The 25,944-nt window shown below is 56.8% G+C and carries 15 protein-coding genes and 1 pseudogene; 9 read left to right on the top strand and 7 right to left on the bottom strand.

Going from position 1 to position 25,944, the window contains the following annotated elements; translation table 11 throughout:
* From dnaA to LDJ84_RS00045, 9 genes and pseudogenes are all read left to right on the top strand, one after another.
* Window positions 1-1,533 (top strand): chromosomal replication initiator protein DnaA, encoded by a 1,533-nt coding sequence (gene dnaA, locus LDJ84_RS00005; RefSeq protein ID WP_038803450.1) that lies wholly within the window; start codon window positions 1-3, stop codon window positions 1,531-1,533.
* 29 nt (window positions 1,534-1,562) lie between these two features.
* The gene (gene dnaN, locus LDJ84_RS00010) at window positions 1,563-2,669 is read left to right on the top strand and encodes a DNA polymerase III subunit beta (protein ID WP_024765010.1); all 1,107 of its coding nucleotides are present in this window, start codon (window positions 1,563-1,565) and stop codon (window positions 2,667-2,669) included.
* A 9-nt stretch (window positions 2,670-2,678) separates the two neighbouring features.
* A pseudogene (recF, locus tag LDJ84_RS00015) lies at window positions 2,679-3,781 on the top strand (DNA replication/repair protein RecF).
* Window positions 3,782-3,784: 3 nt separating this feature from the next.
* Window positions 3,785-6,202 carry a DNA topoisomerase (ATP-hydrolyzing) subunit B gene (gene gyrB / locus LDJ84_RS00020; protein WP_024765012.1) on the top strand — a complete coding sequence of 806 codons (2,418 nt, stop codon included), beginning with the start codon at window positions 3,785-3,787 and terminating at the stop codon, window positions 6,200-6,202.
* A gap of 275 nt (window positions 6,203-6,477) precedes the next feature.
* Window positions 6,478-10,014, top strand: a complete 3,537-nt coding sequence (locus LDJ84_RS00025; RefSeq protein ID WP_226045697.1) for a helicase-related protein — start codon at window positions 6,478-6,480, stop codon at window positions 10,012-10,014.
* The gene (locus tag LDJ84_RS00030) at window positions 10,011-10,319 is read left to right on the top strand and encodes a hypothetical protein (RefSeq protein ID WP_226045698.1); all 309 of its coding nucleotides are present in this window, start codon (window positions 10,011-10,013) and stop codon (window positions 10,317-10,319) included. Before LDJ84_RS00025 ends, LDJ84_RS00030 begins: the two co-directional genes overlap by 4 nt.
* Before the next feature lie 10 nt (window positions 10,320-10,329).
* The gene (locus LDJ84_RS00035) at window positions 10,330-13,227 is read left to right on the top strand and encodes a DUF1156 domain-containing protein (protein WP_226045699.1); all 2,898 of its coding nucleotides are present in this window, start codon (window positions 10,330-10,332) and stop codon (window positions 13,225-13,227) included.
* Between the two features lie 15 nt (window positions 13,228-13,242).
* The gene (locus LDJ84_RS00040) at window positions 13,243-14,961 is read left to right on the top strand and encodes a DUF262 domain-containing protein (RefSeq protein WP_226045700.1); all 1,719 of its coding nucleotides are present in this window, start codon (window positions 13,243-13,245) and stop codon (window positions 14,959-14,961) included.
* On the top strand, window positions 14,958-17,798 hold the full coding sequence (locus LDJ84_RS00045; RefSeq protein WP_226045701.1) for an ATP-binding protein: 2,841 nt from the start codon (window positions 14,958-14,960) through the stop codon (window positions 17,796-17,798). The genes LDJ84_RS00040 and LDJ84_RS00045 overlap by 4 nt, the downstream gene beginning before the upstream one ends.
* Window positions 17,799-17,864: 66 nt before the next feature.
* On the opposite strand, the gene LDJ84_RS00050 is transcribed toward LDJ84_RS00045, so the two are convergent.
* From LDJ84_RS00050 to LDJ84_RS00080, 7 genes are all read right to left on the bottom strand, one after another.
* The gene (locus LDJ84_RS00050; RefSeq protein WP_226045702.1) at window positions 17,865-18,167 is read right to left on the bottom strand and encodes a hypothetical protein; all 303 of its coding nucleotides are present in this window, start codon (window positions 18,165-18,167) and stop codon (window positions 17,865-17,867) included.
* Between the two features lie 357 nt (window positions 18,168-18,524).
* The gene (locus tag LDJ84_RS00055) at window positions 18,525-18,887 is read right to left on the bottom strand and encodes a histone-like nucleoid-structuring protein, MvaT/MvaU family (RefSeq protein ID WP_226045703.1); all 363 of its coding nucleotides are present in this window, start codon (window positions 18,885-18,887) and stop codon (window positions 18,525-18,527) included.
* 37 nt (window positions 18,888-18,924) lie between these two features.
* Window positions 18,925-21,417: a S8 family peptidase gene (locus LDJ84_RS00060; protein ID WP_226045704.1), complete on the bottom strand. Its 2,493-nt coding sequence runs from the start codon at window positions 21,415-21,417 to the stop codon at window positions 18,925-18,927.
* Between the two features lie 17 nt (window positions 21,418-21,434).
* A complete protein-coding gene (locus tag LDJ84_RS00065; RefSeq protein WP_226045705.1) occupies window positions 21,435-22,424 on the bottom strand; it encodes an AAA family ATPase in 990 nt (329 codons plus the stop codon).
* 132 nt (window positions 22,425-22,556) lie between these two features.
* Window positions 22,557-23,462, bottom strand: a complete 906-nt coding sequence (locus tag LDJ84_RS00070; RefSeq protein WP_226045706.1) for a plasmid partitioning protein RepB C-terminal domain-containing protein — start codon at window positions 23,460-23,462, stop codon at window positions 22,557-22,559.
* On the bottom strand, window positions 23,462-24,373 hold the full coding sequence (locus LDJ84_RS00075; RefSeq protein WP_226045707.1) for a plasmid partitioning protein RepB C-terminal domain-containing protein: 912 nt from the start codon (window positions 24,371-24,373) through the stop codon (window positions 23,462-23,464). The genes LDJ84_RS00070 and LDJ84_RS00075 overlap by 1 nt, the downstream gene beginning before the upstream one ends.
* Window positions 24,373-25,923 (bottom strand): recombinase family protein, encoded by a 1,551-nt coding sequence (locus tag LDJ84_RS00080; RefSeq protein ID WP_226045708.1) that lies wholly within the window; start codon window positions 25,921-25,923, stop codon window positions 24,373-24,375. Before LDJ84_RS00080 ends, LDJ84_RS00075 begins: the two co-directional genes overlap by 1 nt.
* Window positions 25,924-25,944 lie beyond the last annotated feature (21 nt).

Consider the following 25,944-nt stretch of genomic DNA (forward strand, 5'->3'; position numbering starts at 1 on the left):
GTGTCCGTGGAACTTTGGCAGCAGTGCGTGGAGCTTCTGCGCGACGAGCTGCCGTCCCAGCAATTCAACACCTGGATTCGACCTTTGCAGGTCGAGGCCGAGGGGGAAGAGTTGCGCGTCTACGCACCCAACCGCTTCGTACTCGACTGGGTCAATGAGAAGTACATGGGCCGCCTGCTGGAGCTGCTGGGCGAGCGTGGCAATGGCCAGATCCCGGCGATTTCGCTGCTGATCGGCAGTCGCCGTAGCCGCACGCCAAGGCCTGCCCTGGTGCCGACGCCCCAGGTCAACGTGCAGCCTGTAGCGCAGCCGGCGGTTGCCCCGGCGTCCTCTGCTGCTCCGGCGCCCGTTGCGGTGTCCGTTTCCGAGCCCCAGTCAATCCAGGCTGCGCCGGTGCAGACCATTGCCGATCTGGACGAGTCGAGCCCGGGGATCGATCCGCTGGCGGCGGCGATGCCCGCTGCTACCGTGCGTAGCGAGCGCAACGTGCAGGTAGAAGGTGCGCTCAAGCACACCAGCTACCTCAACCGCACCTTCACCTTCGAGAACTTCGTCGAGGGTAAATCCAACCAGTTGGCCCGCGCGGCAGCCTGGCAGGTGGCGGACAACCTCAAGCACGGCTACAACCCGCTCTTCCTTTATGGGGGCGTCGGCCTGGGTAAAACCCACTTGATGCACGCTGTGGGTAACCACCTGCTGAAGAAGAACCCCAATGCCAAGGTCGTCTACCTGCATTCGGAGCGCTTCGTCGCGGACATGGTGAAAGCGCTGCAGCTGAATGCCATCAACGAGTTCAAGCGTTTCTACCGGTCGGTAGATGCTCTGCTGATCGACGATATCCAGTTCTTCGCCCGCAAAGAGCGTTCCCAGGAAGAGTTTTTCCACACCTTCAACGCCCTCCTCGAAGGCGGCCAGCAGGTCATCCTGACCAGTGACCGTTACCCGAAGGAAATCGAAGGCCTGGAAGAGCGCCTGAAGTCCCGCTTCGGCTGGGGCCTGACGGTGGCCGTGGAGCCGCCGGAACTGGAAACCCGTGTGGCGATCCTGATGAAGAAGGCCGAGCAGGCCAAGGTCGAGTTGCCGCATGACGCTGCATTCTTCATCGCCCAGCGCATTCGCTCCAACGTGCGGGAGCTGGAAGGCGCGCTCAAACGTGTGATCGCGCACTCCCACTTCATGGGCCGGCCGATCACCATCGAGCTGATCCGTGAGTCGCTGAAGGATCTGCTGGCCTTGCAGGACAAGCTGGTCAGCATCGACAACATCCAGCGCACCGTCGCCGAGTACTACAAGATCAAGATCGCCGACCTGCTGTCCAAGCGCCGTTCGCGCTCGGTGGCGCGTCCACGCCAGGTAGCCATGGCACTTTCCAAGGAACTGACCAACCACAGCCTGCCGGAAATCGGCGTGGCCTTCGGCGGTCGGGATCACACCACGGTGCTGCACGCCTGTCGTAAGATCGCTCAACTCAAGGAATCCGACGCGGATATCCGCGAGGACTACAAGAACCTGCTGCGTACTCTGACCACCTGACGCAGCCTCACGAGGCAAGGGACTAGACCATGCATTTCACTATTCAACGCGAAGCTCTGTTGAAACCCCTGCAGCTGGTCGCTGGCGTCGTCGAGCGCCGCCAGACGCTGCCGGTTCTTTCCAACGTCCTGCTGGTCGTCGAAGGTCAGCAACTGTCGCTCACCGGTACCGACCTCGAAGTCGAACTGGTTGGCCGTGTCACGCTGGAAGATGCCGCTGAGCCGGGCGAAATCACCGTGCCGGCGCGCAAGCTGATGGACATCTGCAAGAGCCTTCCCAGCGATGCCGTGATCGATATCCGTGTCGACGAGCAGAAGCTCCTGGTGAAAGCCGGCCGCAGCCGCTTCACCCTCTCCACCCTGCCCGCCAATGACTTCCCCACTGTGGAAGAAGGCCCCGGCTCGTTGACCTTTAGCCTGGTGCAGAGCAAGCTGCGTCGCCTGATCGATCGCACCAGCTTCGCCATGGCGCAGCAGGATGTTCGCTACTACCTCAATGGCATGCTGCTGGAGGTCGGTGGCGGTACCTTGCGCGCCGTGGCTACCGACGGTCACCGCCTGGCCATGTGCTCGCTGAGCAATGGCGTGCCGGAAGCACAGGATCGCCATCAGGTGATCGTGCCGCGTAAAGGCATCCTGGAGCTGGCTCGTCTGCTCACTGAACAGGACGGCGAAGTCTCCATCGTTCTTGGCCAACACCACATCCGTGCGACCACCGGCGAGTTCACCTTCACCTCCAAGCTGGTGGACGGCAAGTTCCCCGACTACGAGCGTGTGCTGCCCAAAGGCGGTGACAAGCTGGTGATCGGTGATCGCCAGGTGCTGCGCGAAGCCTTCAGCCGTACTGCGATTCTTTCCAACGAGAAGTACCGCGGTATCCGTCTGCAGCTTTCCAATGGCCTCCTGAAGATCCAGGCGAACAACCCGGAGCAGGAAGAGGCGGAAGAAGAAGTGCAGGTCGATTACAACGGTGGCAGCCTGGAAATCGGCTTCAACGTCAGCTACCTGCTGGACGTCCTGGGTGTGATGGGTACCGAGCAGGTACGCATGATTCTCTCTGACTCCAACAGCAGTGCGCTGCTGCAGGAAGCGGACAACGACGATTCTGCCTACGTCGTCATGCCGATGCGCCTCTGACGCGTATCGATGTCCCTTACCCGCCTTTCGGTCACCGCGGTGCGCAACCTGCACCCGGTGACCTTCTCCCCCTCCCCCCGCATCAATATCCTCTACGGCGAAAATGGCAGCGGCAAGACCAGCGTGCTGGAAGCCATCCATCTGCTCGGCCTCGCGCGCTCGTTCCGCAGCATGCGTCTGCAACCTGTCATCCAGTACGAAGAACCGGCCTGCACGGTGTTCGGACAGGTACGTCTGGGGAATGGCTTCGATAGCAGCCTGGGTGTTTCACGGGATCGCCAGGGCGAGTTCCAGATTCGTATCGATGGGCAGAATGCACGCAGTGCCGCACAGCTCGCCGAGACCTTGCCGCTGCAGCTGATCAATCCGGACAGTTTCCGTTTGCTGGAAGGTGCGCCGAAGATTCGCCGGCAGTTTCTCGACTGGGGTGTGTTCCACGTGGAACAACGCTTCATGGTCGCCTGGCAAAGACTGCAGAAGGCCCTGCGGCAGCGGAACTCGTGGCTCCGGCATGGTAGACTGGACGGTGCTTCGCAAGCTGCGTGGGACCGGGAATTATGCTCGGCGAGCGACGAAATCGATGCGTATCGCCGGTCCTATATCCAGGCCTTGAAACCCCAGTTCGAGCGCACTCTGGCCGAGCTCATCCAGCTCGACGACCTGACGCTCAGCTATTACCGGGGCTGGGACAAGGAACGCGAATTGAGTGAGGTGCTGTCGTCCAGCCTGCTGCGTGATCAGCAGATGGGCCACACCCAGGCGGGGCCTCAACGGGCGGATCTGCGAATTCGCCTGGGAGGACACAATGCCGCGGAGATCCTGTCCCGCGGTCAACAGAAATTGGTGGTCTGCGCGTTGCGGATCGCCCAGGGGCATTTGATCAACCAGGCGAAACGCGGGCAATGCGTCTACCTGGTGGATGACCTCCCCTCCGAATTGGATGAGAAGCATCGGTTGTCTTTGTGCCGGCTTCTCGAAGATCTGGGTTGCCAGGTATTCATCACCTGCGTCGACCCGCACTTATTGAAAGACGGCTGGCGAATGGAAACGCCGGTGTCGATGTTCCACGTGGAACATGGGCGCGTCTCTCAGGACACTACCATCGGGAGTGAAGAATGAGCGAGAACACCTACGACTCTTCCAGTATCAAGGTACTGAAGGGACTGGACGCCGTACGTAAGCGTCCGGGCATGTACATCGGTGATACCGACGACGGCACTGGCCTGCACCACATGGTCTTCGAGGTCGTGGACAACTCGATCGACGAAGCGCTGGCGGGCTACTGCAGCGAGATCAGCATCACCATTCACACCGATGAATCCATCACCGTGCGCGACAACGGCCGCGGCATTCCGGTGGATATCCACAAGGAAGAAGGGGTCTCCGCGGCAGAGGTCATCATGACCGTCCTTCACGCCGGCGGTAAGTTCGACGACAACAGCTACAAGGTCTCCGGCGGCCTGCACGGCGTAGGTGTGTCGGTGGTGAACGCCCTCTCCCACGAGCTGCGCCTGACCATCCGCCGTGAGGGCAAGGTCTGGGAACAGGTTTATCACCACGGCGTTCCGCAATTCCCGCTGCGCCCGGTGGGCGACACCGAAGGTTCGGGCACTGAGGTTCACTTCAAGCCCTCTCCAGAAACCTTCCACAACATCCACTTCAGCTGGGACATCCTGGCCAAGCGGATCCGCGAACTGTCCTTCCTGAACTCCGGCGTGGGCATCGTCCTGCGCGATGAGCGTGCCGGCAAGGAAGAGCTGTTCAAGTACGAGGGTGGCCTGCGTGCCTTCGTCGAGTACCTGAACACCAACAAGACCGCGGTGAACCAGGTCTTCCACTTCAACTGCCAGCGCGAAGAAGACGGCGTTGGCGTGGAAGTCGCCCTGCAGTGGAACGACAGCTTCAACGAGAACATCCTCTGCTTCACCAACAACATTCCGCAGCGTGACGGCGGTACCCACCTGGCAGGCTTCCGCTCCGCCCTCACCCGCCACCTGAACAACTACATCGAGCAGGAAGGCCTGGCGAAGAAGTTCAAGATCGCCACCACCGGCGACGACGCCCGTGAAGGTCTGACCGCGATCATTTCGGTGAAGGTACCGGATCCTAAGTTCAGCTCGCAGACCAAGGACAAGCTGGTTTCCTCGGAGGTGAAGACCGCCGTCGAGCAGGAGATGGGCAAGTACTTCGCCGACTTCCTGCTGGAGAACCCGAACGAAGCCAAGGCCGTGGTCGGCAAGATGATCGACGCCGCCCGCGCCCGTGAGGCCGCGCGCAAGGCTCGTGAGATGACTCGCCGCAAGGGCGCGCTGGACATCGCCGGCCTGCCGGGAAAACTCGCCGACTGCCAGGAGAAGGACCCCGCCCTCTCCGAACTGTACATCGTGGAGGGTGACTCCGCGGGCGGTTCTGCCAAGCAGGGCCGTAACCGCAAGACCCAGGCGATCCTACCGCTCAAGGGCAAGATCCTCAACGTCGAGAAGGCTCGCTTCGACAAGATGCTGTCGTCCCAGGAGGTCGGCACGCTGATCACTGCACTGGGCTGCGGTATCGGTCGCGAGGAGTACAACATCGACAAGCTGCGTTACCACAACATCATCATCATGACCGATGCTGACGTCGACGGTTCGCACATCCGTACCCTGCTGCTGACCTTCTTCTTCCGTCAGCTGCCGGAGCTGGTCGAGCGCGGCTACATCTATATCGCCCAGCCACCGCTGTACAAGGTCAAGCGCGGCAAGCAGGAGCAGTACATCAAGGACGACGTGGCCATGGAAGAGTACATGACCCAGTCGGCCCTCGAAGAGGCCAGCGTGCACGTCAACGAAAGCGCCCCGGGCCTGTCCGGCGAAGCGCTGGAGAAGCTGGTCAACGAGTACCGCACGGTCATGCGTACGCTGTCCCGCCTGTCCCGTCTCTATCCGCAGGACCTGACCGAGCACTTCGTCTACCTGCCGCGCATCGATGTCGACCAACTGGGCGACCAGGCTGCCATGCAGGGCTGGCTGGACCAGTACCAGGCTCGCCTGAAGGCCGCGGAGAAATCCGGTCTGGTGTACAAGGTCAGCCTGCGGGAAGACCGCGAGCGTCACCTGTGGCTGCCGGAAGTCGAGATGGTTGCCCATGGCTTGTCGAGCTACGTCACCTTCAACCGCGACTTCTTCGCCAGCAATGACTACCGCTCGGTGACCGAGCTGGGCGCCAAGCTGAACAGTCTGTTGGAAGAAGGCGCCTATGTGCAGAAGGGCGAGCGCAAGAAGGCCGTCAGCAGCTTCAAGGAAGCCCTGGAGTGGCTGATGACCGAAGGCACCAAGCGTCACAGCATCCAGCGATACAAAGGACTGGGCGAGATGAACCCGGACCAGCTGTGGGAAACCACCATGGACCCGAACGTGCGCCGCATGCTGAAGGTGACCATCGAGGATGCCATCGCCGCCGACCAGCTGTTCAACACCCTGATGGGCGATGCCGTGGAGCCGCGCCGCGACTTCATCGAGAGCAACGCCCTGGCGGTGTCCAACCTGGACGTCTGATTCGGTGGAGGTCGTTGAAGTTAATCGGCACTTTCTCCAAAGTTAGCCGACATCTGCAAAGTTAACCGACAACGGCTAGCTGATCTGAAACCCCGCAGTCTCTGGGCTTGCGGGGTTTTTATTTGTGTCGATGCGAGTACATCGGTGCAGGTCAAACAGAGAAAAAAGCGGATTTTTGGTGCGCGCGTTTCGGCGCCATTTGCCCTGTTAGCCCTGTTAATATCTCCAGCAATTGGGATGTGCGTGCATCGGCCAAGGACGAACAGGATCAAAGAATGCTCAAGCTCGAAGACATCAAGAAAGACGCACAGGTCAGGGGGATTCAGGCGGATGAGATAGTGCGTGTCGTCACGGTCGAGCCTGTTGGCGACAATGCCATTACCGTCTACTTCAAGGACAGCCAAGGTCGCTTAGGCGAGCAGATGCTGTTCCGCTCGGACGAGGTGCGCCTAGAGCTTGCTCAGGCTGGCAGGCCTTGGTCGTTTGATGCTCCGGGTGCTGACTTTAAGCTTGGATTGGAAGCTTATCGGATCAATCTGGCGCACCTGTTCGATCCGATGATGGCTGTGCACACGTCCAACGTAGATCCTCTCCCCCATCAGATTTCCGCTGTTTATGAGTCCATGCTGCCTCGGCAGCCGCTCCGTTTTGTCCTGGCTGATGATCCGGGTGCAGGCAAAACCATTATGGCCGGGCTGCTGATTCGTGAACTTCTGATGCGCTCGGATGCCAAGCGAATCCTGGTTGTGTCACCTGGTTCTCTGACGGAGCAGTGGCAGGATGAACTGTTGGAAAAGTTCGGCGTGAAGTTCGAGGTCTTCAGCCGTGAGAAGCAGGAGCAATGCGCCTCAGGTAACTACTTCGAGGAGACCAATCTGCTGATCGCACGCCTCGATCAGTTGTCCCGCAGTGAAGAGTTCCAGCAGAAGCTCAAGAACACTGAGTGGGATCTGATCATCGTCGACGAAGCCCACAAGCTCTCCGCCAACTACTTCGGCAGCAAGGTGAATAAGACCAAGCGCTTCGAACTAGGTGAGCTGCTCGGTTCCATCACCCGTCACTTCCTGTTGATGACCGCCACACCGCACAACGGTAAGGAAGAGGATTTTCAGATCTGGCTTTCGCTGCTGGATGGAGACCGCTTCTACGGCAAATTCCGTGAGGGGGCGCATAAGGTCGATGTCTCCGACATGATGCGCCGTATGGTGAAAGAGGAGTTGCTGAAGTTCGATGGCACCCCCCTCTTCCCGGAGCGCCGTGCCTATACGGCCAACTACGAGTTGTCTGACCTTGAGGCCGCGCTGTACCACGAAGTCACCGAGTACGTGCGCAACGAGATGAATCGGGCTGACCAGCTCGATGGGAAGCGCAAGGGCACAGTAGGCTTCGCCCTGACGCAGCTTCAGCGCCGTCTTGCCTCCAGCCCTGAAGCGATCTACCAGTCGCTCCAGCGGCGTCGTAAACGCATGGAAAATCGCCTGGAAGAGACCAAGCTGCTGGCTCGTGGCCAGGGAGTGGCCAGCACGCTGGGCGAATACCATGTGAAGAAGCAGATTGAGCTTCCCGATAGCTTCGACGAGTTAGATGAGGAGCTCAGTGCTGATGAGTACGAGCTGTATTCGGAGCAGGTCGTAGACCAGGCCACTGCTGCGGAAACCATTCCCGAGCTTGAGGCTGAGATCTGGTCACTGAAGGTTCTGGAAGCGAAGGCGCTTTCGGTGGTTCAGTCGGGCAAGGACAAGAAGTGGGAGCAGCTCTCCTGCTTGTTGCAGGACACGCCTGAGATGTTCACCAGCAGTGGCAGCCGCCGCAAGCTGATCATCTTCACCGAGCACCGCGATACCCTGAATTACCTGGTTGCTCGAATTGGGAACATGCTGGGCAAGCCCGAGGCTGTCGTGACCATCCATGGCGGTACTAACCGCGATGAACGGCGCAAGATTCAGGAGGAGTTCCGCAACAACCCCAATGTCCTGGTGCTGATTGCTACCGACGCAGCAGGTGAAGGCGTGAACTTGCAGAACGCCAACCTGATGGTCAATTACGACCTCCCTTGGAACCCGAATCGTCTTGAACAGCGCTTTGGTCGTATCCACCGCATTGGCCAGACAGAGGTCTGCCACTTGTGGAACATCGTTGCCAACGAGACCCGAGAGGGGGAAGTGTTCCAGAAGCTTTTCGAAAAGCTGGAGATCGAGAAGCAAGCCCTAGGTGGCAAAGTCTTCGATGTACTGGGTGAGGCGTTCGACAATATCTCGCTCAAGGATTTGTTGATCGAAGCCATTCGCTACGGTGATGCGCCGGAGACCCGTGCCAAGCTCACTCAGGTCATTGACGGGGCTTTGGATACCGACCACTTGAAGGAAATCTTGCGCCGCAACGCTTTGGTCGAGCAGCACATGAGCCTGGCTGACCTCTACGCAGTGAAGGAGGAAATGGAAAAGGCCGAGGCCCGCAAACTTCAACCCTACTTCATCCGCGCCTTCTTCACTGAGGCTTTCACCTCGCTGGGTGGTGAAATGCGCCCTCGTGAGTCCGGTCGCTATGAGATTCGCCATGTACCGGCAGGCCTACGTGAACGAGATCGTGTGATCGGCGAGAGCCGTACGCCCGTATTGAAGCAGTACGAGCGAATCTGCTTTGAAAAGCAGAATGTAAGGCTGCATGGAAAACCGATGGCCGATCTGATTCACCCTGGCCATCCGTTGATGATGGCCAGCACCGACCTGATCCTCTCGGCACATCGCAGCAAGCTCAAGCAAGGCGCGATTCTCGTTGACCCCAATGACGACGGCATCCAACCCAAGGTGCTATTCATGGTTGACCACAGTGTTCGTGAGAACCTGTCTCAGAGCAGTGCTCAGGCCAAAACTGTCTCCCGCCGTTTGCAGTTTGTCGAGATAGACCAGCAAGGCAACACCATCAACGCTGGCTGGGCACCTCACCTAGACCTGCTTCCCATCGAGAGCGAGGATCGCCAGTTGATTGGTGATGTGTTGTCAGCTCCATGGATTACCCAAAACCTTGAAGCTTTGGCCCTGCACCACGCTTCCGAACATTTGGTTCCGGAGCATTACCAAGAGGTGAAGGTTCGACTTGAGCGCCAGGCGGATAAGATTCTGGGTGCAGTGAATGAGCGCCTGGTGAAGGAGATCAACTACTGGTCGGATCGCTTTATCAAGCTCAGCGAGGATGTCAGCGCGGGTAAACAGCCGCGTATGCAGCCAGAAAATGCCCGTCGCCGTGTAGATGAACTTACCGCTCGCCTCAGCCAGCGCAAGAGTGAGTTGGAGGCGATGAAGAATGTGGTATCGAGCACCCCTGTTGTCCTGGGTGGTGCCTTGGTGATTCCGGCTGGGTTGCTGGCACAGCGTAAAGGAGAAACTACCTTCTGTGCCGACGCCGAAGCCCGTTCGCGCATTGAATGGGCCGCAATGAACGCAGTCATTACTGCCGAGAAGGCCTTGGGCCATGAGATTTTTGATGTGTCGGCACAGAAGTGCGGCTGGGATATCACCGCCCGCCCACCTGTCGGGCCGGACAATGCCCTGCGCGATGATCGTCATATCGAAGTCAAGGGGCGCGTCAAGGGCGCCACTACCGTCACAGTGACCAAGAACGAGATCTTCTCCAGCTTCAACCAGGGCGAGAAATTCATCCTCGCCATCGTGTTGGTGGACGGTGATCAGGTCGATGGCCCCTACTACATCAAGCACCCGTTCAAGACTGAGCCTGAGTTCGGCGTAGCCAGCGTCAACTACGATCTGCAAGAGCTGCTTGGTCGCGCTATTCAACCAGAGGCCAGCCTTTGAGCAGTAGCAATTTTTCCCAGCGAACAAAGATAGACGCTCCAGAGCTTTCGCTACCGGGGCGTCGGGCCAGCGATGTTATCGCTGGCGATAGCGATCTGACTAAACCGATCCAGCAGGTACGCAAGCGCTTCCCGAACAAGCGGTTGATTGTGGTGTTTCCGGCCAATAGCCAATCTGCGCAGCTCAAGAAGGCAGCCAATGGTTACCTCTCCATTGGTGAAGACAAGCTACGTCAAAACCAATTGCCAAATACTGTGATGAATTCCAGTGGCTTTGCCCTGCATCGCCCAACCCACTGGAAATAAGGAATTTTCGATGTATCCCATTAAAACCCCCAAGAAACTGATTGAGGTGGCCCTACCACTGGATGCCATCAATGCGGCTGCGGCACGTGAAAAATCCATCCGGCACGGCCACCCCAGCACTTTGCACCTGTGGTGGGCGCGACGTCCCTTGGCCGCAGCACGAGCGGTGATTTTTGCGCAGATGGTCAATGATCCTGGCTTCGAGCGTCATCTTGGCCGAGGGGTAAACAAGGAAAAAGCCGCAGCTGAACGCGAGCGTCTATTCAAGATCATCGAAGAGTTGGTGCAGTGGGAGAACACCAATAACGAGGAGGTTTTGGAACGAGCACGGGCTGAAATCTGGAAGAGTTGGCGCGAGACTTGTGAGCTCAATAAGGCACATCCGCAGGCTGCGGAGTTGTTTAATCCGGAAAAACTGCCTGGCTTTCATGATCCCTTTGCTGGTGGCGGTGCATTGCCGCTTGAGGCGCAGCGGCTGGGCCTTGAAAGCTACGCGTCCGACCTTAACCCTGTGGCGGTAACCATCAATAAGGCGATGATCGAAATACCGCCGAAGTTTGCTGGTCGTGTGCCGGTCGGGCCGGAAATCGATGCCGACAAGGGCAGTAAGAAGCGCTCAACCCGTGATGCTTTCGAGGACTGGTCAGGTGCCAGGGGCCTTGCTGAGGATGTGCGTCGCTATGGTGCCTGGATGCGTGAAGAAGCGCAGAAGCGCATTGGTCATCTGTATCCGCAAATTGAAGTTACCGCTGAGATGGTTGCCAAACGCCCGGATCTGGCGCAGTACCAGGGCCAAAAGCTCACGGTGATCGCCTGGCTGTGGGCACGTACCGTGAAAAGCCCCAACCCAGCCTTCAGTCATGTGGAGGTGCCACTGGCGTCGACCTTTATTCTGTCCAGCAAAGTAGGCAAGGAAAGCTACGTAGAGCCTGTGATTGAGGGGAACAGCTATCGGTTTACCGTCAAGGTTGGTTCGCCACCTGCTTCGGCTAAGAGCGGCACTAAGCTGTCCAGAGGAGCGAATTTTCAGTGTTTGCTGTCCGATACACCGATTGAGCCTAGCTACATCAAAGCAGAAGGGATGGCGGATCGTATCGGCCAGCGTTTGATGGCAATTGTGGCCGAGGGGGCTCGTGGTCGGGTTTATTTAGAGCCAACTGCTGAGCACGAGGAAATTGCAGGACAAGCACAACCTGAATGGCGGCCAGAAACTAGTCTGCCAGACGATCCACGTAACTTTTGGACGCTTAACTATGGGCTGGGCAAATTCGGTGACCTATTTACTCCCCGCCAACTGGTTGCGTTGAGTACTTTCACCGATCTGGTGCAAGAAGCCATCACTCGCGTGCGCGAGGATGCTCTGGCCGCTGGGATGTCTGACGATGGGGTGGGGCTGGATCAGGGGGGCACGGGCGCTACGGCTTATGCGCAGGCGCTGGGGGTGTATTTGGCGTTTGCTATCAGCAAGGTCAGCAATATTGGTTCGACCGTTGCCTCATGGATGAATGATCGTGGCGCATTCCGAGAAACTTTCGCTCGACAGGCTATCCCTATGGTTTGGGATTTTGCTGAAGCAAACCCGTTCGCAGACGCGGGTGGTAGTTTTGCCACTGCTATTGATAAGGGAGTTATGGCTGTCCGTGATTTGCCTGAAGATGGCAAGGGGCAGGTCTTTCAGCAGGATGCCCAGACGCAAGTGATCAGCCAAAACAAACTGATTTCGACCGACCCGCCTTACTACGACAATATCGGCTACGCCGACCTATCGGATTTCTTCTATGTCTGGTTGCGCCGCTCGCTGCGACCGATCTTTCCCAATCTATACGCGACCTTGGCAGTACCCAAGGCCGAGGAGCTGGTCGCCACCCCCTACCGTCATGGCAGCAAGGACAAAGCCGAGGCTTTCTTCCTCGATGGTATGACCTCTGCCATGCACAATCTCGCCGAGCAGGCCCATCTGGCCTTTCCGGTGACCATTTACTACGCCTTCAAGCAATCAGAAACCAAGGATGACGGTGGCACTTCCAGCACCGGCTGGGAAACTTTCCTTGCCGCAGTACTTAAGGCTGGATTTGCATTGACCGGTACCTGGCCAATGCGTACTGAGGGTGCGGGGCGCTTGATCGGTAAAGGCACTAATGCGCTGGCTTCCAGCATCGTACTGGTCTGTCGCCCGCGCACAGCAGATGCACCTACCATTTCGCGTCGCGACTTTATCCGAGAGCTAAATGCCACCCTGCCAGATGCGCTGGCTGACATGACCCGTGGCGGTATTAACTCGCCGGTTGCTCCTGTGGATCTGTCCCAGGCCATCATTGGCCCTGGCATGGAGGTGTTCAGCAAGTACAGTGCAGTGATTGAAGCCAACGGTAAGCCGATGAGCGTGCGGACGGCGCTGCAACTGATCAACCGCTTTATCGGCGAGGATGACTTCGATCATGACACCCAGTTCTGCCTGGCCTGGTTCGAGCAGTATGGCTGGGCCGAGGGCAAGTATGGCGATGCCGACGTTTTGGCTCGTGCCAAGGGCACCAGCGTTGGTGGTTTGATCGAAGCCGGTGTGGTGGAGAGTGCGGGGGGCGATTTACGGCTACTGAAGTGGGCCGAAATGCCTCGGGATTGGTCTCCGGAGAACGATAGCCGCCTGGCTGTGTGGGAAGGCCTCCATCAGCTGATCCGCGCTCTAAACCAGGATGGCGAATCCGCTGCGGGTGCTCTGCTGGCCCGTATGCCCGATAAGACTGCCAGTCTGAACGCGCTTATGTACCGTCTCTATACCTTGTGCGAGCGTCAGGGCTGGGCCGAAGAGGCCCGCGCTTACAATGAACTCCAAGGTGCTTGGGCAGGCATCGAGCTGGCCTCCCAAGAAATTGGTCATTCGAATACGCAAGTGCAAATGGATATCTGATCAAGGAAGTAACGAATGCAGAACCGGAAGCTGTCGATCCGCAAAATCGTTTCCTATCTGAATGATGCCGAATCTGAGGGTGGTGGCTTCTGGCTGCCCAATATTCAGCGTCCTTTCGTATGGAGCGAGGAACAGATCAGTCGCCTGTTTGACTCCATCATGCGTGAGTACCCGATCAGCACCCTGCTGGTTTGGAAGACCCGTGAAGAGGTCAAGCACCGCAAGTTCATCGACAACTACCACCGCGACATCAAGCTGACCGATTACCGGGTGCCGGACAACACGCGCTCGAAGATGATGGTGCTCGATGGTCAGCAGCGCCTGCAAAGCCTGTTTATCGGCTTGAAAGGCAGCTACAGCGGGCGTGAGTTGTACTTCGATGTGCTCAGCGGGGGTGACATGGCTGCTCCCGAGGACATTCGTTACCGTTTCGCCTTCAAGGAAAAGTGTTCCGCCACTTGGCCCTGGGTGCGCTTCAAGGACATGGTGTTCATCAACAACAAGCTTGATCTCCAGATTGCCCAGGAGCTTGCCTCACTGTCGCCTGAAGAGCTGTCAGCAGACGAGCAAATGACCTTGCAGCTGAACGTGGGACGTGTGCGCAAGGAGTTCGTCAACGACGACAACATCACCTTCCAGGAGCTAGACGGGATTGATAACCCTGAAGCTTATCGGGTGGATGACATTGTCGAAATTTTCATCCGAGCCAACTCAGGCGGCACCAAGCTTGGTAAGTCGGATCTGCTGTTCTCCCTGCTGACCTCCAGCTGGGATGAAGCCGATGGTGAAATCGAAGCATTGCTGGAAGACCTGAACCAGGGCGGCTTTGACTTTGATCGTGACTTCGTCCTCAAGTGCTGCCTGACCGTCCTGAACAAAGGCGCACGGTACGAGGTAGAAAAATTCCGCGATGGTAAGACCAAGGAAGAGATCATTGCCCAATGGCAGCTGATCGCCGATGCCATTAAGGACGTGCGGGACTTGGTGGTCAGCAAGACGTATATCCGCAGCGACAAGGCCCTGCCCTCCTACCTGGCACTCATTCCGCTGATCTATTTCCGTTATCAGTATCCTGCGCAGTTCAAGGCCAAGACAGGTTTGGCTGAGTACTTGTTGCGCTCACTGGTGAGTGGCGCCTTTGGTGGCAACCCTGACCAGTTGATCGACAAGCTCGTTCGCAACATCCAAGAGCACGAAGATTTTGTGGTCAGTGAGATCTTTGGGGTGATTCGTGCCGATGGCCGCAGCCTGGAGATCACACCGGAAGTCATCTTCAACCAGTACTATGGTTCCCGTTCGATCCACCTGTTCTTCAACCTGTGGTATCGCGACTTCAATTACTCGCCGGCTCTGGGCGCCAATGGCCCGCAGGTTGACCATATCTTCCCGCAGAGCCTGCTGAAGTCGGTCAAGGACATCAACCCGGACAGTGGCAAGCGCAATATCCTGCGCTATCGCTCCGAGCATCGGGATCAGATTGCCAACTGCATGCTGCTGACAGCGGATGAAAACGGTTTTGACGGCAAGTGTGCGATTCCGCCGCACGAGTGGTTTGATCGCGGCAGATTCAAAAGCGATGAGGAGCATGAGGAGTACCTGGCTATGCACCTCATCCCTCAGGATCCCGAGCTGTGGAAGCTTGAGAATTTCGAAGCGTTTATTGAGGCGCGTAAGCAGTTAATCCAGGACAAGTTCAGCTACATGCTGCGCACCGCTCAGGGAGACCATGTATGACCCTTAAACCTTGGCGTGAGATCGCCGAGCCCCATGAAGATGTGCGCAAAGGCACGTTCGTTCAGGCTGAATTCGCTGCTGACATCACCCGAGTGCACACCGGTACGGCTTCGCCCGAGTACCAGAACCCGACGCTGTTCTTCGAGCGCACCTTCATCACCGAGGGTATGGCGTTGCTGCTGGACTCTGTGGTTAAGCGCTTGGCGGGCAAAGGTGGCGATCCCGTCATTCAGCTGCAAACCGCATTCGGTGGCGGTAAGACCCACACCATGCTGGCGGTTTATCACTTGGCCAGCGGCAAGGTGCCTGCCAGTGAAATGCCTGGCATCCCCAACATTATCGACAAGGCTGGGGTCAGCGAATTGCCGCGTGCACGTATTGCCGTGCTCGACGGGATCAAGGCTTCGCCAAACCAGCCGGTTCAGCATGGCTCCGTTCAGGTTCATACCCTGTGGGGTGATCTGGCTTGGCAGCTGGGCGGCGAGGAGGGTTATGCACTGGTGGCCAGTGCAGATCAGTCCGGCACCTCTCCAGGTAAAGATGTTCTAGAGCAGGTGCTGAAGCTCCATTCCCCCTGCGTCATACTGGTCGACGAGCTGGTGGCCTACATTCGTCAGTTCGAAGAAGGCAAGGCTCTCAGCGGTGGCACCTTCGATTCCAACTTGAGCTTCATCCAAGCACTAACTGAAGCCCTAAAAGCGGTGCCCACTGCGGTGATGCTGGCTTCGCTGCCGGAGTCAGAAAAAGAGGCGGGCAGCCAGCGTGGTGTTCGTGCTCTGGAGTCGCTGTCCCATTACTTCGGTCGTGTACAGGCCCTGTGGAAGCCGGTTGGTACAGAAGAGGCTTTCGAAATTGTCCGGCGCAGGCTGTTTAGCAACATCTCGGATCGCCTGGCCGCTGAGAAGGTGTGCCGTACGTTCGCCGATTACTACATTGCGAACAGCGCTGAGTTTCCTGCGGAAACTCAGGAAAGCCGTTACTACGAGCGCCTGCTACACGCCTACCCGATCCACCCTGAAGTCTTTGACCGCCTGTACGAGGACTGGTCAACGCTGGAGAACTTCCAGCGTACCCGTGGCGTGCTGAAGATGATGGCCAAGATGATCTTCAGCTTGTGGAAGGACGGTAACAACGATCCGCTGATCATGCCGGGCAGTCTGCCATTGGCCGATCCTGATTCGCGTAACGAGGTCACCTACTACCTGCCGCCTGGTTGGGATCCGGTGATGGAGCGTGATATCGACGGCCCGCGCGCCGAGACCGTTGCTATCGAAAATCACAATGCCCGCCTCGGTAGTGTGCAAGCCTGTCGTCGTACTGCACGTACCATTTTCCTTGGTAGCGCTCCGACTACTTCAGGTCAGGTACTACGTGGTATCGAGCTGATGCGAATCATGCTGGGCACTGTGCAACCAGGCCAGCAGGTTGGTTTGTTCAAAGATGCGCTGCGCAGCCTGCTGGACAAGCTGCATTACCTGAACAACTCCAATAACCACTACTGGTTCGATACGCGCCCGAACCTGCGTCGTGAAATGGAGGAGCGCAAGAAGCGCTACAAGGACAAGGAAGATGTCTTCCCTGCTATTCGCAAGCGGGCCCAGGAGAGCTTTGCCGGCGGACTGTTTGGTGGCATCCATGTGTTTACCGACAGCGTGGATGTACCGGATGACTGGCAGCTGCGTTTGGTGGTGCTGTCGCCGGATGCGGGGTACAGCAAAAGTGGTACAAGCCAAGCCATTGTGAAGGCCGGCGAGATCCTGAAGAACCGTGGCGACCAGCCTCGTGGTAAGCAGAATCGACTGATTTTCTTGGCCGCTGAGCAGGACAACGTCAGCCGACTGAAGGATCAGGTGCGCACCATGTTGGCATGGGAGTCCATCGTCAACGACTACAAGGACAACCGCATCACCCTGGATAACCTGATGGCGAGAAACGCCACAGCCAGCCTCGATCAGGCCAAGGAAGCGCTTAAGCGCATGATCCGCGAAACCTATAAGTGGTTGCTGGCACCCGTCCAGACAGCTGTGGCAGGTCGTGGTTTGTCAGAAATTCAGTGGGAGCATTTCCCCGTCAATCCAGGTGCAGCCAACCTGACTCAGGAAATTGAGCGGGTGCTCAAAGAGAATGAGCTGTTGATCACCGAGTGGGCGCCCTACCACCTCGCCAACATGTTGAAGACTTGGTTCTGGAAGGATGATGTCAAGGAAGTGGTTGCTCAGGAGGTGTGGCAGAAGAGTTGCTGCTACTTGTACCTCCCCCGCCTGCGTGACAGCACTGTATTTCTTAACACCTTGAGTGTTGGCTTGGAGAGCGGTGATTTCTTCGGCGTTGCCCAAGGTAAGGATGGTGATCGCTACCTGGGCTTTGTCTTCGCCAAGTCCGCCCTGGTTACCCTGGATGCTTGCGAGATCATTGAGCCATCAACAGCTGCTTCCTATGCCGAAAAACTTCGGAAGGAGAAGGAAGAGGCTGAGCTGGCCAGACGCAAAACTCAGGAAGAGAGCGACGCGCATAAGCCGGACTCGACGGGAGATGGTGGCGCTGAGCCTGAGCCACAGGGCGGGAGCAGTGGCACAAATGATCCGGTTGAAGAGATCAGCAAAGCCCTGGCCACCCAGTTCTATGCGTCCACCAGCTTAGATCCTGTGAAGGCAAAGATGGACTTTGCGTTGCTTGTTGACGAGGTCGTGCAGCAGTTCACTGCCAAGTTGGGTGTGGATGTGAAGATCTCTGTTGAGATTCAGGCGACCAGCAAGGCTGGCTTCGAGGATGGATTGCAGCGCGCCGTTAAGGAAAACTGCAACGTCTTGAAATTTAGTTCGGCGGAGTTTGAATAGGGCATACCTACTTGAGACTGAAAAAGCCCCGTTTGCGATGAGCAGCGGGGCTTTTTGCATCAGGGATCAGAGCCAGTGTGGAGGAGTTTCGATCTGAAAGTTCTTGGCCACGATGGTCAGCGTACTCATGATCTCAGCATGTCGGGCCTGATCGGCGGGTTGCCAGGCAGCGCGTCGATCCAGCAGCAGCTTCAGTTCACCGAGGTTGTACATTCCTAGCCTGTGGAAATTCCCCCAAGTGGGCATGCCGAACAGGTTGTAGATCACGACGGTTGAGTCGCGCTCACTTGCCAGGCGTTTTTCTCCGGAGATCCGTTCAGCGGCTGCTTCCGCTTCATCGCGGTCGTCGTAGGTGTTGAGCAGTTTCATTCGAATAGCTGTAATGGCGAGTCTGGGGCAGGGCTTATTCTGCTTGCGGTAAACAAAGATCAGCAGCTCCTAGTTTGATGGCTAGGTGCGACTGTCCTCAGCGAAGTGGGCCTCAATAGCCTCAGCCAGCTCTGCTAGCGCATCCTCTAGCCGAGAGTCATGGCGTTGGTCGCCGCTCTGGGGTTTGAATTCTTTGCAGTGGTGCAGGAGTGCTTCTGCGTCGTTCCTGCTGAGATCAAGGGTGATCATTTAATGGTTTCCCGAGGCAGAGAGCCGAGCTTTTAGGTGATTTCGGATGCAGGCCTAGCGGCACTGTGTGGGGCCTATCTCGGTTGAGGTAGGCCCTAGATTCGCAGATCAGCGTTGAAGCCAGCCTTCAACAGCTTCAGCCCCGTACCGCTCTTTCCACTGTTTCAGGATCTTATGGTTGCCGCCCTTGGTTTCGACAACCTCGCCGTTATTGGGGTTGCGATAGACCTTTGTCTGGCGAGCACGGCGACCGCTGGTGGTTACCGATTTAGCCTGGGAGGTGCGAGCTTGCGGATCCAGGATCGCGATGATGTCCTTCAGGGATTTTCCGTATTCGGCCATCAAGCTGCGCAGTTTGTCTTCGAAAGCCATTTCATGCTTCAGGGCTTCGTCGTTCTTCAAGGCATCAAGTTGAGCCAGTTGCTCTTGCAGGGATTTTTCGAGAGCACGGTATTCAGCGAGTTTGGACATAAATTCCTCAGGGCCCTTGAGTCGTCATTCGATGGGCTTAGGTTTCAATAAGTGCCGGAACAGCAATCTGAGTTTCAATTGCATTGTACAGATCGACGTCGGTTTGCTGCGTCTTGATCGATACCACCAAGCTGTATCTGGTGCGATTGTTGACCCGGTTTTCCTTCAGTAAGGTTTTCCACCAGCCCAAGGCGGGATAAACCGCGAGCATACCCAGGCCGGACAAGTCGGCTGCTGTACCTTTCCAGATATCCGAATGCAGTGATCCGCGATGGCGGGAGCGAGTGCCGAGTAGCCAGCGTGTATCAGAGCCGCCCCCCTGGTAAATACCCTCTTCTTCATCCCGAGCGCGCTGATTGATACGTTGGCGGAAATCCGTTTCATCTTCGCCTGGACGACTGACTTCGAAGCGAAGCCCGTGCGATTCGTAGCGATACCGCCCTTTGACACCGCGCTCGGCCACACCTGGGTTCGGCTCAACAAAGTAGGACAAGGTGACGCGCATCTCCACGTCAGTTTCGCCTAGGTCAAGGAGTTCCTGTTTAGGCCATGGCAAAAGATGCAGGTGCATATCTCGTGCTGTAGGGCTCTTCGGGCCCTGCTTCATGAAGGGTTGGAGCTCATCCTCAACAATCAATGTCAGTGAGTCCGCTGCACTCCAGAGCGCTCGCCCCAGGTCGGGTACACCAAAGCCGCAGGTTCTAACCAGCCCGGCATAGTCTGCCTTCTTGGCCCCGGTCAAAAAATCTTGCTGCATACGCTCCGTCCACTCCGCAGAGTGAACCATCAGAGCGCGAATTGTTTCGGGCCATAATTGCGGATAGGCCGCGAGTATCTGGGCCGCCATGCGTGCAGCTAAGGCTGAGGCTGCGCTGGTGGCCCAAGTGGTCGAGAAGAGACTTTTATGAGGCTGGTGGTTGGCGGTCAACAAGCACAGGGATGAATGTGTACATGCCCATTGAGAATCCTTGGCCAGGTTTCCTCCCTCGAACACCACATCAGGTTTGAGTGGCCAGGGTGAGCCTGTCCAATTAAGTGATGTGGTACTGAACGGACTCAGACTGCCGGCAGGTGCCAGTGGTTGATAACCAGGACTGGGAGGATCGATTCTGGCCTTCTGAGTGTATGCACCAACACAAAGGGCATTCCAAGCTTGGCCGGGATCATGAACGGCGTCGGTGAGGTTACTGGCAGGATAATTCAGGTACTCACTTTCATCTGCGTTACCTGCGGAGATGATGATTAAACGAGGGGTGAGCCGCTCGCCCAATACGTCGAACGCTAATGCATCCACTGTCGCAGACCAAGCTGAGGGCCGACCCCGATCACGACCGTCAGTGCTGGTGATGGCCATGCTGAAAATGCGCTTGCGTTCTGGCTGGGCAAATTCGGGCTCAGCTATTGCCTGGATGGTCAGTGCACCAAAGGGCTCATCCTGATTCCCTGCCGCAGCAGGTAGAACCTTGACCGACTCTAATCGATGATTAATCGCCACTGGCCCACTGTCAGTAAGTGGGCCTACGAGGTCACCATACAGAGCTACACCCGCTAGCCCTGTTCCATGCCCGTGATTGTCGTGAGCCCCCCACTCCGTGTTAATGGTGTGGAGGTCTTGTACATCGATGCCTGGTGCGAGCAGGGGATGACCAGCGTTCACTCCTGTATCAAGTAAGCAGATATGCACCGAGACGTTGTCGGCTATGGTCGTGCGCGCGAGCAGCTCATCGACCCACTGGCGCTGCTCATTGGGCTCCAGCGCATCGAAGAACTCAGCCGTTTCCTTGGCCCGGCGAATTTCCGCAACTTCGTTCAGCAGCGCCATCGATTGAGTGATCTGGGCAAGCGTGCCATGAACGTTAATTACTGTGCGTTCAGGGAAGTACAGAACATGCTGGGATATTTTGAAACCGCATGCCTCGGCGGTAGACCGGAAGCGCTGGAGCACAGACTCTCGGTCGTCTCTAACTGGAAGCCAGAACTCCCACCAGAGAGATTGCTCAGCATCTGCTGGTAGTGCGGACTTATCGTCTGTCCACAGCGCTTCAAACGTCGCAACTCGGATCTGTTGAATAGTATTCAACAGCGGGGCATTGCGGGGTTGCCCCTTGCCTGTGTCATTTTCGAGGTACTGAGTAACCAGATTCTCAAAGGTTTTCAGTTGGCCATCGGGGACAAAAACGGTGGCAAATGTAGTCTGTGCTGCCTCGTCATGGCGGACATTGAGCAGTTCGATGTGCTGTCTGCTGCGAGCCAAACTTTCAAAAGCGAGCTCAATACTCGGCTGGCTTTTGAATTCAATTTGAAGCCCTAGACCGGCTTCGATGCCTGCCTGGCGCTGAAGTTGAACAGCTTTCCCGATGTCCTGGCGAATGTGGCCTAACTGTCCGAGTAGCGCGGCACCATGGGATGCTCTGTCTTGCGGTGGTATGCGCTTTTCCCCACCACCAGCTGCGGTAGATTGGAATCGCTCAGCCTTGCCAGTTCCCTGAAAAAGAAAGTGTGGACGCTGTCCTGCGTTCTGGTCTGCCATTGTGTGGCTTCACTGCCTTATGAGCGCTGTCTCCCGTGGAAAGCCTTGCGCTCCTCAAGGTTCTTCACCACGTCATCTGCCGAAATACTGGCGCGATCATGGATGATCGCATCTTTGATGGTGTCGTCAGCTGCTCGCGACAGTTCTGCATAGCTGAGACCTTCAGCAACTTTACACAGACTGTCCCAGCGCTTGATGGGCTTCGCGAAATTAACGAGCCGATTCTTCAATACCGCTTTAATTTGCTCGTGATTGGGAAGCCCATACTCAATGACATCGTCGAACCGTCGGAATAGCGCATAGTCAAGAATTTCCGGGTGATTGGTTGCGGCGATGATCAGGCTATTAGACTGATCCTGCTCAATCATCTGAAGGAAGCTATTGAGTACACGGCGGATTTCACCGACATCGTTGGCCAAACCACGTTGGGAGCCAATGGCATCAAACTCGTCAAAAAAATAGATGCCGCGAGTGTCTCGGATTGCATCGAAAATCTGGCGCAGTTTGGCAGCAGTCTCACCCATGAACTTAGTGATCAAGCTGTCGAGCCTGACTATGTAGAGAGGGATCCCTAACTCACCGGCGAGAGCCGATGCCGTCATGGTCTTACCTGTGCCTGGTGGGCCAACCAGAAGGAGCTTTCGTCTGGGGGAAAGACCGTGAGCTCTGATTTTCTCGAAATTGCGCTGTTCGCTGATGATCCGGGCAAGCCTCTGATGTGTCCCGTCATCAAGGATCATTTCAGAGAAGCGTGTATGGGGAAGGGCAACGGATAGAAGGCTGCTGAGCTCTCCCTTTGGCTGGCCAATCGGAACCGGCTGCCTATTGGGTAGTTGCTTGGAGCGAGATTTCGCAGAGTCAATGAGCGCACGCAGGTCATCCGCGAGCTTCCCATGGCCTTGTTTGGCCTCATGCGCGGCCAGCTGCATAGCGACGGCCAAGAAATGGCTGTCGTCGCCTTTGATATGCGAGCGCAGTAGTGCTTTGAGATGTTCGCCGCTGGCCATGGTTACCTACCTGTTTGTGTTGATAGTGTAACCCGCTTAGGCGATTCGGTTCCTTTTGATGCCATGCCGATCATCCAATGATCCTGTCTTTTAATCTGGTGCGAGCATATCGATGCAGTCTTGGCCGAATGACTATTCCCGCTCAAGGTGCCGCGCATCAGAGCTGACGGACTCCATGATAGAGACAAGCTCCTCCAATAGGTCGGCATGATGACGCTGTAGGTAGCCGGCGATTGCCTCGTTGCGAAGTACCCGAGCCAGATAGCCTTTGGCGACGACCAGGACAAGCATGGTCTCCCCCAGCGTATCCTCGACCTGCTTGTAGTCATGCTGAAGGTTCTCCATTTCCCGTTCCATACGGGCAATGTCGATGCTGCTGGCTTCGTTGGCGGCTTTCTTTTTCTTTTCGACGAGCATTTCCGGCCTGGTGGCGGCCAGTACCATGCGCGCATAGCTCTGGGTGAAGCAGTTGGCCGAGATCATCATCTCGACGGTTTCAATTTGCCTCATGGGCTTCATTTTGCGCAGAACGCGGAAGACATCATGAGCGACCATCCGAACCTTGAGCATTTCCACCACTTCGGGGGCAATGCCATTCAGAAGATTCTGGCGCTCATGAATACGGTCAACGTTGACCCCCAGTACCTGCGCTATCCGAGAGGGCTCGATTCCTTTCTTGATGGCCGCCAGGATCATCTTGTGTTCCTGTACCGGGGTTAGCCGGTTGATCTGTCGGTTGTACGTAAAGCCTTCGTCGTCGGTTGAAATCAGACACAGGGCTTCAGTCCCACCCAGAGCCTTGAGTGCCTCCAAACGTAAATGGCCATCGAGCAGAATGTAGGATGGAACCCCAGAAGCCATGACGGGCTCTGGGTGCACGGCAAGGGGCTCGATCACACCCAGCTCGCGGATTGAGCTCTTGATAGTGCAGAATTTTTTGCTGCCGTGGATTTCCTTATCGAGCTTACGAGTCGGCAGAATTCGATCCAGTGGGATTGAAAGGATTTCTGACTTGAACGCCTGCTTCACCTGGCCCATCAGCTCACCTCTCCATGGATGCGATCTGCCAGCGGCTTGGGCATATCTTGGATGTCTTCAGTACGTAGTAGCGTGCAGAAATAGTCATCAGCGAGTAGTTGGCGCAGAGCGGTCACCATGATGAGCAGGCGTTGTTCATTGATGTCGGCCTTCTTGATCATGACTCGCTGGCGTCGAACCTCCGCTTGATAGGCATTGAGCAGCTTTTGCGGCGTAGTCATCCGTTCAGAATGATGTTGCTGCCCATAACGCTTCCCCATGGCTTTGCGCCGGTCAATCAGCCGACGAATTCGAATCAGCTGATCACCTTTGAGTACGCCGGTTTCGTATGCCTCGACCATGGCCTGTTGGACTTCAGAGTCATTGGCACGAGCAATTTCGGTAGCGACTTTAATTGGTAGCCAGCCCTTCTCGACCGCAGCAATCAGGCGCTCCTCACCCTGACGTAAGAGCATGAGGATGCCATTTATGTACGCCACATCGAGGCTGGTCTTTTCTGCGATTTCTCTTGGTGAATAGCCGCGCTCTGATAGCACCTGAATGGATGACAAGAGGTCTTTGTTCGAATGCTTTCGTCGAGCCAGATTCTCGACCAGGCTGATGAGAAAGCGATCCGCTTCGTTCGCGCTGACGACTATGCAGGGGATACTTTTTTCTCCCAGCGCCTGGAATGCTTCGAATCGGCCCTGACCACAGATAATTTCAAATGCTGCTTCAGACCCACGCGCTGTTGGCGTCACAGTTATCGGGCGCTTCAGACCGAGAGCTGCAATATTCTCCACAAGGCGGGCAAAAACCTGCCTGTTGCGGACGCGTGGATTCAGCACGCGAATCTGTTCCAGTGGAATTCTTTGGACGGTGGATGCTTCAGCGACATGAAGCTCAGTACGCGCATGCCCATGGCGTGGCATCAGGCGGCCCTCCGGTAAGCGGAGCGACGGGATAACTCGGCAAGAATGTCCAGGGTATTGAACCGATAAATCTCCAGGCTGGCCTGGTTGCTCTCGGCCAGTCGAACATGTGGTGAGGACATGTCGACAGTCGGTAGAACGTAGTAGTCCAGGGCTGCCTCTTCACCAGGGGCCATCCGAACTGCAACCGTGATATCTGGGCACAGCCCCAGGTCAAACCGGATCTTCCAGCGTTTTGCGCCAGTGGTTGATAGTTGGCACCGGCACAGCACAAGTGAGACCAGCAGCTCCTGGTTTACCTGTATCAAGTCTGTTGTCGGGTCGACGTCCACCCTGCCCCCAACGTCGGCGATTTTGGTAATGGTCTGCTCCAGCAGCAGTGGGTGCATTTCTCGAAGACGTCGGTTCGCTTCGATGTACTGGTAGTCACGGTCAGGGGTATAGCCGATCAGTGAATAGCAGCGCAGAAGGCTACCAAAGCGATGTTGGTAGGCGCTGCTGGAAGGACAACCCTCGGCTTCATCAATGATCAACCCTGATAAGTAGCCATGACGCTGGTAGATATCTTTGAGCCGCTGAAGCATTTCTTCGTCGGGCAGGCGATACGACCGCGTCTGAATAATTTCTTGGGCTGCTTTAAACAGAAGGGGACTGACAATTGCTTGGAAGGCGCCATCGGCCCGCACCCACTGGTTGGGTTGGTTGCGGGTATGCTCCTGCTTTAGCTTGAATGAGGTGCGGTTCCAGACGTTGTTGCCGATGTATTTTTCGTTGATCAGTACTTGGTGGACAGTGCCGCGAGACCAGGGCCTGGCACGATCAGTGAGGATGCCCCGGCCATTAAGCCAGTCAGCGATTTCGCGCTCAGATCTGCCCTCTTCCACGAAAAGCCGGTAAATCCACTGAACAGCTTCAACTTCATCTTCTGGCCCCGGCACCAAGATTACGCGGTCGGTCTGGATGCTTTTGTGTTCGCCTTGCCCCAGCTGGTTTTTCACCGAGCCTGCGGCATCAATCAGTTGCCGACGAAGGCCAAACCCCGCTGGGCCGCCCTGCCGGAACCCCAGCTCAATCAGGCGTGACTGACCGGCGAATACTTTGACGGACAGCTCGCGGCTGTACTCGCCAGCCATCATCCGTTTCACGCTTTTGATGATGTTGGATACAGGTGAGCCGTCATTGGTGAACTGCTCAGCGCAGTACTGGACAGTTACGCCAGCTTGCCGGCAGCGGACTTCATAGCTGGCACTGACATCAGGGTCTTGAAATCGCCCCCACCGGCTGACGTCGTAGACCAGGATGGTTGAGAAAGTCGCCCGCCCGCTTTCTACATCATCAAACAACTGCTTTAGCGCATCTCGGCCTTCAAGGCGTAGGCCGCTTTTGCCTGCATCGGTATAGGTCTTGATGATTTCGAGCGAATGGGCTGCGGCGTACAGGCGAATGGTGTCGAGTTGGTTTTCAGTGGAGTACTGCTGATGCTCTGTCGACATGCGGACGTATGCCGCCGCTGCTGTGGGGCTAGCCCCGGATTCAGTCTGATATTTCATCAGCAATCGCCCCCGCCTCAG

Origin of the sequence: Pseudomonas sp. HS-18 (assembly GCF_020401845.1) — a bacterium.
In the GTDB taxonomy this organism is placed as follows: domain Bacteria; phylum Pseudomonadota; class Gammaproteobacteria; order Pseudomonadales; family Pseudomonadaceae; genus Pseudomonas; species Pseudomonas nitroreducens.

Excerpts from the sequence above, each read along its gene's own strand:
- dnaN (WP_024765010.1), top strand. The coding sequence starts at position 1,563 with ATGCATTTCACTATTCAACGCGAAGCTCTGTTGAAACCCCTGCAGCTG.
- gyrB (WP_024765012.1), top strand. The coding sequence starts at position 3,785 with ATGAGCGAGAACACCTACGACTCTTCCAGTATCAAGGTACTGAAGGGA.
- LDJ84_RS00025 (WP_226045697.1), top strand. The coding sequence starts at position 6,478 with ATGCTCAAGCTCGAAGACATCAAGAAAGACGCACAGGTCAGGGGGATT.
- LDJ84_RS00035 (WP_226045699.1), top strand. The coding sequence starts at position 10,330 with ATGTATCCCATTAAAACCCCCAAGAAACTGATTGAGGTGGCCCTACCA.
- LDJ84_RS00040 (WP_226045700.1), top strand. The coding sequence starts at position 13,243 with ATGCAGAACCGGAAGCTGTCGATCCGCAAAATCGTTTCCTATCTGAAT.
- LDJ84_RS00045 (WP_226045701.1), top strand. The coding sequence starts at position 14,958 with ATGACCCTTAAACCTTGGCGTGAGATCGCCGAGCCCCATGAAGATGTG.
- LDJ84_RS00050 (WP_226045702.1), bottom strand. The coding sequence starts at position 18,167 with ATGAAACTGCTCAACACCTACGACGACCGCGATGAAGCGGAAGCAGCC.
- LDJ84_RS00055 (WP_226045703.1), bottom strand. The coding sequence starts at position 18,887 with ATGTCCAAACTCGCTGAATACCGTGCTCTCGAAAAATCCCTGCAAGAG.
- LDJ84_RS00060 (WP_226045704.1), bottom strand. The coding sequence starts at position 21,417 with ATGGCAGACCAGAACGCAGGACAGCGTCCACACTTTCTTTTTCAGGGA.
- LDJ84_RS00065 (WP_226045705.1), bottom strand. The coding sequence starts at position 22,424 with ATGGCCAGCGGCGAACATCTCAAAGCACTACTGCGCTCGCATATCAAA.
- LDJ84_RS00070 (WP_226045706.1), bottom strand. The coding sequence starts at position 23,462 with ATGGGCCAGGTGAAGCAGGCGTTCAAGTCAGAAATCCTTTCAATCCCA.
- LDJ84_RS00075 (WP_226045707.1), bottom strand. The coding sequence starts at position 24,373 with ATGCCACGCCATGGGCATGCGCGTACTGAGCTTCATGTCGCTGAAGCA.
- LDJ84_RS00080 (WP_226045708.1), bottom strand. The coding sequence starts at position 25,923 with ATGAAATATCAGACTGAATCCGGGGCTAGCCCCACAGCAGCGGCGGCA.